The organism is Citrobacter sp. RHBSTW-00944, assembly GCF_013615435.1.
Taxonomy (GTDB): Bacteria; Pseudomonadota; Gammaproteobacteria; order Enterobacterales; family Enterobacteriaceae; genus Citrobacter; species Citrobacter braakii.
In genome coordinates this window covers 814,857-827,947 of sequence record NZ_CP055418.1, presented here as the reverse complement: position 1 = coordinate 827,947, position 13,091 = coordinate 814,857, and the positions used below count along the sequence as shown (strand labels likewise).

The 13,091-nt window shown below is 53.7% G+C and carries 8 protein-coding genes; 7 read left to right on the top strand and 1 reads right to left on the bottom strand.

Features of this window, described 5'->3' with window-relative positions; genetic code table 11:
* Positions 1-224 precede the first annotated feature (224 nt).
* The 3 genes from polB (at position 225) to rluA (ending at position 6,331) form a co-directional block, all read left to right on the top strand.
* Positions 225-2,576, top strand: coding sequence for a DNA polymerase II (gene polB, locus HV334_RS03890; RefSeq protein ID WP_016151670.1), 2,352 nt, complete (start codon positions 225-227; stop codon positions 2,574-2,576).
* Between the two features lie 177 nt (positions 2,577-2,753).
* Positions 2,754-5,660 carry an RNA polymerase-associated protein RapA gene (gene rapA / locus HV334_RS03885; RefSeq protein ID WP_101700374.1) on the top strand — a complete coding sequence of 969 codons (2,907 nt, stop codon included), beginning with the start codon at positions 2,754-2,756 and terminating at the stop codon, positions 5,658-5,660.
* A gap of 11 nt (positions 5,661-5,671) precedes the next feature.
* On the top strand, positions 5,672-6,331 hold the full coding sequence (rluA, locus tag HV334_RS03880) for a bifunctional tRNA pseudouridine(32) synthase/23S rRNA pseudouridine(746) synthase RluA (RefSeq protein WP_016151668.1): 660 nt from the start codon (positions 5,672-5,674) through the stop codon (positions 6,329-6,331).
* A 94-nt stretch (positions 6,332-6,425) separates the two neighbouring features.
* On the opposite strand, the gene djlA is transcribed toward rluA, so the two are convergent.
* Positions 6,426-7,241, bottom strand: coding sequence for a co-chaperone DjlA (gene djlA / locus HV334_RS03875; RefSeq protein WP_046276044.1), 816 nt, complete (start codon positions 7,239-7,241; stop codon positions 6,426-6,428).
* 343 nt (positions 7,242-7,584) lie between these two features.
* Between djlA and lptD the strand changes: the two genes are divergently transcribed.
* The 4 genes from lptD to rsmA are packed head-to-tail and all read left to right on the top strand — an operon-like array spanning position 7,585 to position 13,091.
* Complete coding sequence (gene lptD / locus HV334_RS03870) at positions 7,585-9,945, top strand: LPS assembly protein LptD (protein ID WP_049042515.1); 2,361 nt, start codon at positions 7,585-7,587, stop codon at positions 9,943-9,945.
* A gap of 53 nt (positions 9,946-9,998) precedes the next feature.
* Positions 9,999-11,285, top strand: a complete 1,287-nt coding sequence (gene surA / locus HV334_RS03865; RefSeq protein WP_049281584.1) for a peptidylprolyl isomerase SurA — start codon at positions 9,999-10,001, stop codon at positions 11,283-11,285.
* Positions 11,285-12,277 (top strand): 4-hydroxythreonine-4-phosphate dehydrogenase PdxA, encoded by a 993-nt coding sequence (gene pdxA / locus HV334_RS03860; protein ID WP_181221193.1) that lies wholly within the window; start codon positions 11,285-11,287, stop codon positions 12,275-12,277. The genes surA and pdxA overlap by 1 nt, the downstream gene beginning before the upstream one ends.
* Positions 12,270-13,091: a 16S rRNA (adenine(1518)-N(6)/adenine(1519)-N(6))-dimethyltransferase RsmA gene (gene rsmA, locus HV334_RS03855; protein ID WP_181221192.1), complete on the top strand. Its 822-nt coding sequence runs from the start codon at positions 12,270-12,272 to the stop codon at positions 13,089-13,091. Before pdxA ends, rsmA begins: the two co-directional genes overlap by 8 nt.

The window sequence follows — 13,091 nt, the reverse complement described above, 5'->3', positions numbered from 1 at the left end:
AATAGCCATGACAGGCCAATAAAATAATTCAAGGAAGAGTTTTCAATTAAGGCATTCATTTATTAAATACCAAACTCTATCCTGTAACACTTTTACTGCGGAGGGCATTTTACTGTTACTGTCACAATAACTGCCCGCAGCTCTCATTTTTAACTGTACAAAATAACAGTACAATCGTGTAAACCAGGCTATAATAATGCCTGGTTTTTTAATGGGTACGCAGCGTGGCGCAGGCAGGCTTTATTTTAACCCGGCACTGGCGGGACACCCCGCAGGGAACTGAGGTCACATTCTGGCTGGCTACGGACGACGGGCCGCTACAGGTCACGCTCGCGCCTCAGGAGTCGGTCGCGTTTATTCCTGTCAGTCAGGTTCCTCGCGTAGCGTCATTATTACGCAATGAAAACGGCTATCGTCTGACGCCGCTGCAATTGCAAGACTTCCACCGCCAGCCCGTTTCCGGCCTGTATTGCCGCTCACATCGCCAGCTCATGCGGCTGGAAAAGCTGCTGCGTGAAAACGCAATTACCGTCTACGAGGCCGACGTGCGTCCGCCGGAACGGTATCTGATGGAGCGTTTTATCACCTCACCTGTGTGGGTTGAAGGCGACAGACATAACGGTACGCTGGTTAATGCCCGGTTGAAGCCGAACCCTGACTATCGACCGCCGCTGAAATGGGTCTCGCTGGATATCGAAACCACGCGCCACGGCGAACTCTACTGTATCGGCCTTGAAGGCTGTGGGCAGCGTATTGTCTACATGCTCGGCCCGGCAAACGGCGATGCCTCAGCGCTGGATTTTGAACTTGAATATGTCGCAAGCCGCCCGCAGTTACTGGAAAAGCTCAACGACTGGATTGCCCGTCACGATCCTGATGTGGTAATCGGCTGGAACGTCGTGCAATTCGATTTACGCGTCCTGCAAAAGCATGCTGAACGTTACCGCATTCCCCTGCGTTTTGGCCGTGACAATAGCGAGCTGGAGTGGCGCGAACATGGCTTCAAAAACGGCGTATTCTTCGCGCAGGCTAAAGGTCGCCTGATTATCGACGGCATTGAGGCGCTTAAATCCGCATTCTGGAATTTCTCATCCTTTTCACTGGAAACGGTGTCACAGGAGCTGCTGGGCGAAGGGAAGTCGATAGATAATCCCTGGGACAGGATGGACGAAATAGATCGCCGGTTTGCCCAGGATAAGCCCGCGCTCGCCACCTACAATCTCAAAGACTGTGAGCTGGTCACGCGTATTTTTCATAAAACCGAGATCATGCCATTTTTGCTGGAACGATCGACGGTAAACGGCCTGCCGGTCGACCGGCATGGCGGTTCCGTTGCCGCCTTCGGCCATCTCTACCTACCGCGAATGCACCGGGCGGGCTATGTGGCACCGAATCTGGGGGAAGTTCCCGCGCACGCCAGCCCCGGTGGCTACGTGATGGACTCGCGCCCGGGTTTGTACGACTCCGTGCTGGTGCTGGATTACAAAAGCCTGTACCCGTCAATTATTCGTACTTTTTTGATCGATCCAGTGGGACTTATCGAAGGGATGGCACAGCCGGATCAGGAACACAGTACCGAGGGGTTCCTTGACGCCTGGTTCTCACGCGAAAAGCACTGTCTGCCAGAGATTGTTACCCAGATCTGGCATGGGCGCGATGAAGCCAAACGCCGCGGCAATAAGCCGCTCTCACAGGCGCTGAAAATCATCATGAACGCGTTTTACGGCGTGCTTGGCACCACCGCCTGCCGCTTTTTCGACCCGAGGCTGGCTTCGTCTATCACCATGCGCGGTCACGCGATCATGCGTCAGACCAAAGCGCTGATTGAGGCTCAGGGTTACGACGTCATCTATGGCGACACCGACTCCACCTTTGTCTGGCTTAAAAAGGCGCACTCGGAAGACGATGCGGCCCGGATTGGTCGGGAGCTGGTGAGCTATGTCAACAACTGGTGGGCGCAATCGCTGAAGCAGCAAAACCTGACCAGCGCGCTGGAGCTGGAATTTGAAACCCACTTTTGTCGCTTTCTGATGCCGACCATTCGCGGTGCAGATACCGGCAGCAAAAAACGCTACGCCGGAATGATTCAGTCAGGCGCTGAGCAACGCATGGTCTTTAAAGGTCTGGAAACGGTACGCACCGACTGGACGCCGCTGGCCCAGCAGTTTCAGCAGGAGCTGTACCTGCGAATTTTTCGTAACGAGCCTTATCAAGAGTTTGTTCGCGAGACTATCGACCGTCTGATGGCGGGTGAACTGGATGAACACCTGGTGTACCGCAAACGCCTGCGCCGCCCGTTGAGCGAATACCAGCGGAATGTTCCGCCGCACGTTCGCGCCGCGCGGCTCGCCGATGAGCAGAACGTCAAACTGGGGCGTCCGCAGCAGTATCAGAATCGTGGCACGATTAAATATGTCTGGACGATAAATGGACCTGAACCTGTTGATTATCAGCTATCTGCACTTGATTACGAGCATTATCTGACCCGCCAGATCCAGCCGGTTGCCGAGGGAATTCTTCCCTTTATTGACGATAATTTTGCTACACTACTCACAGGACAACTGGGGTTATTTTGACGCGTGACGAAACCGCCGCCATCCAGTACCATAGCGCCCTTTCCATTCCTGGACCCATTTAACACCCCTACCACTGATTTATTAGCCTGGTAGCGGGGTCGTATGCTCTCAATAACGGGGACTAGCCCGGAAAATGACGAGTATTGCCTGCAATTAAAGATATAGAGCCGAACATATATGCCTTTTACACTTGGTCAACGCTGGATCAGCGATACAGAAAGCGAATTGGGACTTGGTACTGTTGTCGCCATGGATGCGCGAACCGTCACTTTACTTTTCTCATCGACGGGTGAAAACCGTCTGTATGCGCGCAGTGATTCCCCCGTGACCCGCGTGATGTTCAACCCTGGTGACACGATCACGAGCCATGAAGGCTGGCAACTGCATGTCGATGAAGTAAAAGAAGAAAACGGCCTGCTTGCCTATATCGGAACCCGCCTTGATACCGAAGAAACCGGTGTAACGCTGCGTGAAGTGCTGCTCGACAGCAAACTGGTTTTCAGTAAACCCCAGGATCGCCTGTTTGCTGGCCAGATTGATCGTATGGACCGCTTTGCGCTGCGCTATCGCGCACGTAAATTTCAGAGCGAACAGTACCGTATGCCGTGGAGTGGTTTGCGTGGTCAACGTACCAGCCTGATCCCCCACCAGCTCAATATTGCCCATGATGTCGGCCGTCGTCATGCCCCTCGCGTGTTGCTGGCAGACGAAGTGGGTTTAGGTAAAACCATTGAAGCAGGGATGATCCTGCATCAACAACTGCTGTCAGGCGCCGCGGAGCGCGTGCTGATCATCGTCCCGGAGACGTTACAGCACCAGTGGCTGGTCGAAATGCTGCGTCGTTTCAACCTGCGCTTTGCGCTGTTTGATGATGAGCGTTATGCAGAAGCGCAGCACGATGCCTACAACCCGTTTGAAACCGAACAGTTGGTTATCTGTTCGCTGGACTTTGCCCGTCGCAGTAAACAGCGTCTGGAGCACCTGTGTGATGCCGAATGGGATCTGCTGATTGTCGATGAAGCCCATCACCTGGTGTGGAGCGAAGACGCGCCCAGCCGTGAATATATGGCCGTTGAGCAGCTGGCAGAGCGCGTACCAGGCATCCTGCTGCTGACCGCAACGCCGGAACAGCTGGGCCTGGAAAGCCACTTTGCGCGCCTGCGTCTACTGGATCCAAGCCGCTTCCACGATTTCGCCCAGTTTGTTGAAGAACAGAAAAATTACCGTCCGGTCGCCGACGCCGTCGCCATGTTACTGGCTGGCAACAAGCTGAGTAACAATGAGCTGAACATGTTAGGTGACATGATTGGCGAACAGGACATTGAGCCGTTACTGCAAGCGGCAAACAGCGACAGCGAAGACGCCCAGAGCGCGCGTCAGGAGCTGGTTTCGATGCTGATGGACCGCCACGGCACCAGCCGCGTGCTGTTCCGAAATACCCGTAACGGTGTGAAAGGCTTCCCTAAACGCGAGCTGCATACCATCAAATTGCCGTTGCCAACCCAATACCAGACGGCCATTAAAGTCTCCGGCATTATGGGCGCGCGTAAGAGTGCGGAAGACCGCGCGCGCGACATGCTCTACCCGGAGCAGATTTATCAGGAATTCGAAGGCGACACCGGCACCTGGTGGAACTTTGACCCGCGCGTGGAATGGCTGATGGGCTACCTGACCAGCCACCGCTCGCAAAAAGTTCTGGTCATCTGCGCGAAAGCCACCACTGCGCTTCAGCTGGAGCAGGTTCTGCGCGAGCGCGAAGGTATCCGCGCCGCCGTGTTCCATGAAGGGATGTCGATCATTGAACGTGACCGCGCTGCGGCCTGGTTTAGCGAAGAAGATAGCGGCGCCCAGGTGATGCTGTGCTCTGAAATCGGCTCCGAAGGGCGTAACTTCCAGTTCGCCAGCCATCTGGTGATGTTTGATCTGCCGTTCAATCCGGACCTGCTGGAACAGCGTATTGGCCGTCTGGACCGTATTGGTCAGGTGCATGATATCCAGATCCACGTTCCATACCTGGAAAAAACCGCTCAATCCGTGCTGGTGCGTTGGTACCACGAAGGTCTGGATGCGTTCGAACACACTTGCCCGACCGGACGTACCATCTATGACACGGTATATAACAATCTGATCGGCTACCTGGCTGAGCCAGAAAACACCGATGGCTTTGACGATCTGATCAAAACCTGTCGCGAACAGCATGACGCGCTGAAAGCACAGCTGGAGCAAGGTCGCGATCGCCTGCTGGAGATCCACTCTAACGGCGGCGAAAAAGCGCTGGCGCTGGCTGAGAGTATTGAAGAACAGGACGACGATACCAGCCTGATCGCCTTCGCCATGAACCTGTTTGATATCGTTGGTATTAATCAGGATGACCGTGGCGACAATTTGATCGTACTGACACCGTCCGATCATATGCTGGTGCCGGATTTCCCAGGGCTGCCGGAAGATGGCTGTACCATTACGTTTGAGCGTGATGTTGCCCTGTCGCGTGAAGACGCGCAGTTTATTACCTGGGAGCATCCGCTGATCCGTAATGGTCTGGATCTGATCCTCTCCGGCGACACCGGAAGCAGCACCATTTCTTTGCTGAAAAACAAAGCATTACCAGTCGGTACTCTGCTGGTTGAACTGGTCTACGTCGTTGAAGCGCAAGCGCCAAAACAGCTGCAGTTAAACCGCTTCCTGCCGCCAACCCCGGTACGCATGCTGCTGGACAAAAACGGCAACAACCTTGCCGCGCAGGTTGAATTCGAAACCTTTAACCGTCAGCTTAGCGCCGTTAACCGCCACACCGGCAGTAAACTGGTCAACGCCGTACAGCAGGATGTTCATGCCATTCTGCAACTCGGTGAAGCGCAGGTAGAAAAATCGGCCCGCGCGCTGATCGACGCGGCGCGCAAAGAAGCGGACGAGAAGCTGACGGCTGAACTCTCCCGTCTGGAAGCGCTGCGTGCCGTTAACCCGAACATCCGTGATGACGAACTCAGCGCCATTGAAAGCAATCGTCAGCAGGTGATGGAAAGCCTGGATCAGGCGGGATGGCGTCTGGATGCCCTGCGCCTGATTGTCGTGACGCATCAGTAACGGAGCCTGACATGGGGATGGAAAACTATAATCCGCCGCAGGAACCCTGGCTGGTTATCCTGTATCAGGATGAGCACATTATGGTGGTCAACAAGCCGAGCGGCTTGTTGTCCGTGCCGGGTCGTCTGGATGAACACAAAGACAGCGTGATGACGCGTATTCAGCGCGATTATCCGCAGGCTGAATCCGTACATCGTCTGGATATGGCAACCAGCGGCGTGATTGTAGTGGCGCTAACTAAAGCGGCAGAGCGCGAGCTAAAGCGCCAGTTTCGCGAACGCGAGCCGAAGAAACAGTATGTCGCACGCGTCTGGGGACATCCCGCTCCGGCCGAGGGGCTGGTTGATTTACCGCTGATTTGCGACTGGCCGAATCGGCCAAAGCAGAAAGTGTGTTATGAGACCGGAAAATCGGCGCAGACCGAGTATGAAGTGGTGGAGTTTGCGGAAGATAACACCGCCCGGGTCGTACTCAAACCCATTACCGGACGCTCCCACCAGTTGCGTGTGCATATGCTGGCATTAGGGCATCCGATTCTGGGCGACCGCTTCTACGCCCCGCCACAGGCCCTGGCGTTAGCGCCGCGCCTGCTGCTGCATGCAGAGATGTTAACTATCACGCATCCCGAATACGGCAACAGTATGACGTTTAAAGTTCCAGCAGATTTTTAAACGCAGGCCCCATTTAGGCCGGGTGCTTCGCTTGCCCGGCCTACATTCATTAACGTAGGCCGGATAAGGCGCTAGCTGCCATCCGGCATAACGATTATTTAAAGCCTTTCTGTTCTTTAATTAGCTCGTAAGCTTTTTGAATTTCCTGCGCTTTTTGCTTCGCCATTTCCATCATTTCTGGCGGCAGACCTTTCGCCACCAGTTTGTCCGGATGGTGCTCGCTCATCAGCTTACGGTATGCGCGCTTAATGGTGGTCGCATCATCGGTCGCTTTCACACCCAGCACATTGCAGGCGTCTTCCAGCGTCGGACCGCGTTGCGTCTGCTGCCAGCCACCGCCACCGGACTGTTGCTGATATCCGCCGCCAAACTGGGCGCCGCCCTGCATCATGCGCAGAAACTGATCAAACTGGGTACGTGAGATCCCCAACTCTTCAGCAATCACATACAGCACTTCACGCTCGTTCGGATGCAACGACCCATCGGCAAAAGCCGCCTGGATCTGAATCTCCAGAAACATGCGGATCAGATCGAAGCGACCAAAACAGACGCTGCGAAACTGACGCATTTTTTCACGTAATGGGTAATTGTCCGATTTTCCCACCCGGAAGGCATGTTGCGCGGCGGTACGCGAGTCACCGTGCAAATTCATTCGATCCATCAATTGACTGGCGATATGGATATCGGCTTCCGTGACGCGACCTTTGGATTTGGTCAGATGCCCCATCACCTCAAAAGTGGTGGCAAAAAACAGCGCCTGGCGTTCACGCTGGTTGGCAAACCACGCCATTTTGCGCATGCGGGCTTTGTCGAACATGTGGCCAACTAACAGGCCCAGAACCACACCCCAGAAGCCGCCGCCCATCATTAAGGCCACGGCGACACCAATTATCTTTCCCCAATACTGCATAGACTCCCCAAATCTTTCTGCTCTCAGCCAGGATATGTCCCACAATATAAGGTGCTTTTACCGATTTACGGCTGCGGTCAATTGTGGGACATCGCCTATAATTTGCATTATCATACCTGTCATTCTATGCCGTGCCTAACACCACAAACGCTATACCCGTTGGATTTCGAGTTGCAACAAGGCGGCAACGCAGTGACCAATTCATCTGGAACGAAGATGCAGCTTGAAAGGTGGCGGGATAAAATGGGCAGGATTAATACTAGCGAAGTGAAGATGAGATAAGTTAGGCTGTGACCGTTTGTCACGCGCGACGCTACTGATGATGGAACAATAAATACAACGTATGAAAAAACGTATTCCCACTCTTCTGGCCACCATGATTGCCAGCGCCCTCTATAGCCATCAGGGTCTGGCAGCCGATCTCGCCTCACAGTGTATGCTGGGCGTGCCAAGCTATGACCGTCCTCTGGTACAGGGCGAGACTAATGAATTACCCGTCACCATCACTGCTGACAACGCGAAAGGGAATTACCCGGATGACGCGGTGTTTACCGGCAATGTGGACATCGCACAGGGTAACAGCCGCCTGCAGGCCGACGAAGTGCAGCTTCATCAGAAGCAGGCAGAAGGCCAGCCGGAGCCAGTTCGTACCGTCGATGCGCTGGGCAATGTCCATTATGATGACAATCAGGTTATTCTGAAGGGGCCGAAGGGCTGGTCTAATCTGAATACCAAAGATACCAACATCTGGGAAGGTGATTATCAGATGGTAGGTCGTCAGGGGCGCGGAAAAGCCGATCTGATGAAGCAGCGTGGGGAAAACCGCTATACCATTCTGGAAAACGGTAGCTTCACCTCCTGTCTGCCAGGTTCCAATACCTGGAGCGTCGTCGGTAGCGAAGTCATTCACGACCGTGAAGAACAGGTCGCAGAGATCTGGAACGCCCGTTTTAAACTGGGTCCGGTTCCGGTCTTTTACAGTCCTTATTTACAGTTACCCGTCGGCGATAAGCGTCGCTCTGGTTTCCTGATCCCGAACGCAAAATACTCTACCAATAACTATTTTGAGTTCTATCTCCCGTATTATTGGAACATTGCGCCCAATATGGACGCCACCATCACGCCGCATTATATACACCGTCGTGGCGGTATCATGTGGGAGAACGAATTCCGCTACCTCACCCAGGCGGGCGCAGGTCTGATGGAGTTCGACTATCTGAATTCCGATAAAGTGTACGAGGATGAACACCCTAAGGATGATAATTCCCGCCGCTGGCTGTTCTACTGGCAGCACGCCGGTGTAATGGATCAGGTGTGGCGTTTTAACGTCGACTACACCAAGGTCAGCGATTCCAGCTACTTTAACGATTTTGATAATAAATACGGTTCCAGTACTGACGGCTACGCCACGCAAAAATTCAGCGTCGGCTATGCAGTACAAAACTTTGATGCGACGGTTTCGACCAAGCAGTTCCAGGTCTTTGACGATCAGAACAACAGTAGCTATTCCGCTCAGCCACAGTTAGACGTCAACTACTACCAGAATGATGTCGGTCCGTTTGATACCCGTATCTATGGTCAGGCAGTCCATTTCGTTAATACCAACGACAACATGCCGGAAGCAACGCGTGTTCACCTCGAACCGACCATCAACCTGCCATTGTCGAATAACTGGGGAAGTATCAATACCGAAGCGAAGCTGCTGGCAACGCACTATCAGCAAACTAACCTGGATTGGTACAACAACAACCCGAGTAACGTTAACAAGCTCGATGATTCCGCCAACCGCGTCATGCCGCAGTTTAAAGTTGACGGCAAGATGATCTTCGAGCGCGACATGAACATGTTAGCGCCGGGCTATACCCAAACGCTGGAGCCCCGTGCTCAGTACCTGTATGTACCGTATCGCGACCAAAGTCATATCTATAACTATGACTCGTCCCTGCTGCAATCTGACTACAGCGGCCTGTTCCGCGATCGTACCTATGGCGGTCTGGACCGCATCGCATCTGCCAACCAGGTCACGACCGGGGTCACATCTCGCGTTTATGATGACGCGGCCGTTGAACGTTTTAATATTTCTGTGGGTCAAATCTACTATTTCACCGAGTCTCGCACCGGCGATGACAACATTAAATGGGAGAATGACGACAAAACGGGCTCACTGGTATGGGCTGGCGACACCTACTGGCGCATCTCCGATCGCTGGGGTTTACGCAGTGGGATCCAGTACGACACGCGTCTGGACAGCGTTGCAACCAGCAGCAGCAGTATCGAATACCGCCGCGACGAAAACCGTATGCTGCAGCTGAACTACCGTTATGCCAGCTCTGAATATATCCAGGCAACCCTGCCGTCTTACTACTCTACAGCAGAGCAGTATAAAAACGGGATTTCACAGGTGGGTGCGGTAGCAAGCTTCCCGATCGCCGACCGCTGGTCGATTGTCGGGGCTTACTACTTTGATACCAACGTGAACAAAGAAGCGGATTCCATGCTGGGTCTGCAGTACAACTCCTGCTGTTACGCCATTCGCTTCGGCTACGAACGTAAGCTGAACGGCTGGGATGACACTCAGAAACATGCAGTTTATGACAACACGATCGGCTTTAATATCGAACTACGCGGCCTGAGTTCTAACTACGGTCTCGGCACCAACCAAATGTTGCGTTCTAACATTTTGCCGTATCAAAGCTCTTTATGATCTGATTGATTTACAACGTAATCCGCTTTGCGGTTAATTGAAATGGAAAAAGTATGAAGAACTGGAAAACGCTGCTTCTCGGTATCGCCATGATCGCGAATACCAGTTTCGCTGCCCCACAGGTAGTCGATAAAGTCGCAGCCGTCGTCAATAACGGCGTCGTTCTGGAAAGCGACGTCGATGGCTTAATGCAGTCAGTAAAACTTAATGCGGGTCAGGCTGGTCAACAATTACCGGACGACGCCACGCTGCGTCATCAGATCCTGGAACGTTTGATCATGGATCAAATCCTCCTGCAGATGGGTCAGAAGATGGGTGTTAAAATCTCTGACGAGCAACTGGATCAGGCGATTGCCAACATCGCCAAGCAAAACAACATGACGCTGGATCAGATGCGCAGCCGTCTGGCACAGGATGGCTTAAGCTATTCGACCTATCGTAACCAGATCCGCAAAGAGATGACCATCTCTGAAGTGCGTAACAACGAAGTTCGCCGTCGCGTTACTATCCTGCCTCAGGAAGTGGATGCCCTGGCGCAGCAGGTCGGCAACCAAAACGATGCCAGCACCGAGCTGAACCTGAGCCACATTCTGATCCCATTACCGGAAAACCCAACTTCTGACCAGGTTAACGCGGCTGAAAGTCAGGCGCGCTCTGTTGTTGATGAAGCGCGTAACGGTAGTGATTTCGGCAAACTGGCTATCACCTATTCCGCTGACCAGCAGGCGCTGAAAGGCGGCCAGATGGGTTGGGGACGTATTCAGGAGCTGCCGGGCATCTTTGCCCAGGCGCTAAGCACCGCGAAAAAAGGCGATATCATCGGCCCAATTCGTTCTGGTGTCGGCTTCCACATCCTGAAAGTTAACGATATGCGTGGTCAAAGCCAGAGCATCTCCGTGACTGAAGTTCATGCCCGCCATATTCTGCTCAAGCCATCGCCGATCATGACCGATCAACAGGCGCGTCTGAAGCTGGAACAAATCGCAGCTGATATTAAGAGCGGTAAAACAACCTTCGCGGCAGCGGCTAAAGAGTTTTCTCAGGATCCGGGTTCTGCCAACCAGGGCGGCGATCTGGGCTGGGCTGCAGCGGATATTTTCGATCCCGCTTTCCGCGATGCGCTGACCAAACTTCAGAAAGGCCAGATGAGTACCCCGGTGCACTCCTCTTTCGGGTGGCATCTGATCGAGCTGCTGGACACGCGTAACGTTGATAAAACTGACGCGGCGCAGAAAGACAGAGCTTATCGTATGCTGATGAACCGTAAATTCTCGGAAGAAGCTGCGACCTGGATGCAGGAACAGCGCGCCAGCGCCTACGTTAAAGTTCTGAGCAACTAATGACTCGTATTCAACGCGTTGTGATCACTCCCGGCGAACCCGCCGGGATTGGCCCGGACCTGGTGGTTCAGCTCGCCCAGCGTGAGTGGCCTGTAGAACTCGTTGTCTGTGCGGATGCCGCACTCCTCAGTGACCGGGCAGCAATGCTCGGTTTACCGCTTTCACTCCACCCATACTCTCCAGATACCCCAGCCAGAACGCAATCAGCAGGTACGTTGACGCTGTTGCCGATTGCTCTGCGGGCGCCTGTTATCGCGGGTCAGTTGGCGGTAGAGAACGGACAATATGTGGTGGATACGCTGGCTCGCGCCTGCGATGGTTGTCTGCAAGGTGAGTTTGCGGCGCTGATTACCGGTCCGGTACACAAGGGCGTAATCAATGACGCAGGCGTCCCGTTTACCGGACATACCGAGTTTTTTGAAGAGCGCTCACAGGCGAAGAAAGTCGTCATGATGCTGGCGACTGAAGCGCTGCGCGTTGCCCTGGCAACCACTCATTTGCCGCTCAGAGCCGTTGCCGACGCCATTACGCCTGCTCTGCTTAAGGAAGTGATCGGTATTTTGCATCATGATTTGCGCACCAAGTTTGGCATTGCCGATCCGCATATTCTGGTGTGCGGTCTTAACCCGCATGCCGGTGAAGGTGGTCATATGGGAACGGAAGAGATAGACACCCTCATTCCGGTCCTGGATGAACTGCGTGCGCAGGGGATGAAATTAAACGGCCCGCTGCCCGCAGATACGCTGTTTCAGCCCAAATATCTCGACCACGCGGATGCCGTGCTGGCAATGTACCACGATCAGGGTCTCCCCGTGCTAAAATACCAAGGATTTGGTCGCGGTGTGAATATCACGCTGGGCCTGCCCTTTATTCGCACATCCGTCGATCACGGCACCGCGCTTGAACTTGCGGGTCGTGGGCAAGCAGATGTCGGCAGTTTTATTACGGCGCTTAATCTCGCCATCAAAATGATTGTTAATACCAATGAATAATCGAGTCCATCAGGGCCACTTAGCCCGTAAACGTTTCGGGCAAAACTTCCTCAACGATCAGTTTGTGATCGAAAGTATTGTCTCTGCTATCAACCCGCAGAAAGGTCAGGCTATGGTCGAAATCGGCCCGGGCCTGGCAGCGTTGACCGAACCTGTAGGCGAACGCCTGGACAAGCTCACGGTCATTGAGCTGGACCGCGATCTCGCCGCCCGCCTGCAAACACACCCGTTTTTAGGGCCGAAGCTGACGATTTATCAGCAAGATGCCATGACCATGAACTTCGGCGAACTCGCACAAACGATGGGTCAGCCGCTGCGCGTATTCGGCAACCTGCCGTACAACATCTCCACGCCGCTCATGTTCCATCTTTTTTCCTATACTGATGCCATCGCCGACATGCATTTCATGTTGCAAAAAGAGGTGGTCAACCGTCTGGTTGCAGGGCCAAACAGTAAAGCGTATGGTCGATTAAGCGTAATGGCGCAGTATTACTGCAATGTGATCCCGGTACTTGAAGTGCCGCCATCCGCATTTACGCCTGCGCCTAAAGTCGATTCCGCCGTGGTACGTCTGGTCCCTCACGCGACAATGCCGTACCCCGTTAAAGATGTTCGTGTGCTGAGCCGTATTACCACTGAAGCGTTTAATCAGCGTCGCAAAACGGTACGTAATAGTCTCAGTAACCTGTTTAGCGTTGAAGTACTAACAGAGCTGGGCGTTGATCCGGCGATGCGAGCGGAAAATATCTCTGTCGCGCAATACTGCCGGATGGCTAACTATCTGTCAGAAAACGCGCCATCGAAGGAGAGTTAA

What these genes read in the sequence shown, in the direction of transcription:
- rapA (WP_101700374.1), top strand. Translation starts at nt 2,754, where the DNA reads ATGCCTTTTACACTTGGTCAACGCTGGATCAGCGATACAGAAAGCGAA.
- rluA (WP_016151668.1), top strand. Translation starts at nt 5,672, where the DNA reads ATGGGGATGGAAAACTATAATCCGCCGCAGGAACCCTGGCTGGTTATC.
- djlA (WP_046276044.1), bottom strand. Translation starts at nt 7,241, where the DNA reads ATGCAGTATTGGGGAAAGATAATTGGTGTCGCCGTGGCCTTAATGATG.
- lptD (WP_049042515.1), top strand. Translation starts at nt 7,585, where the DNA reads ATGAAAAAACGTATTCCCACTCTTCTGGCCACCATGATTGCCAGCGCC.
- surA (WP_049281584.1), top strand. Translation starts at nt 9,999, where the DNA reads ATGAAGAACTGGAAAACGCTGCTTCTCGGTATCGCCATGATCGCGAAT.
- pdxA (WP_181221193.1), top strand. Translation starts at nt 11,285, where the DNA reads ATGACTCGTATTCAACGCGTTGTGATCACTCCCGGCGAACCCGCCGGG.
- rsmA (WP_181221192.1), top strand. Translation starts at nt 12,270, where the DNA reads ATGAATAATCGAGTCCATCAGGGCCACTTAGCCCGTAAACGTTTCGGG.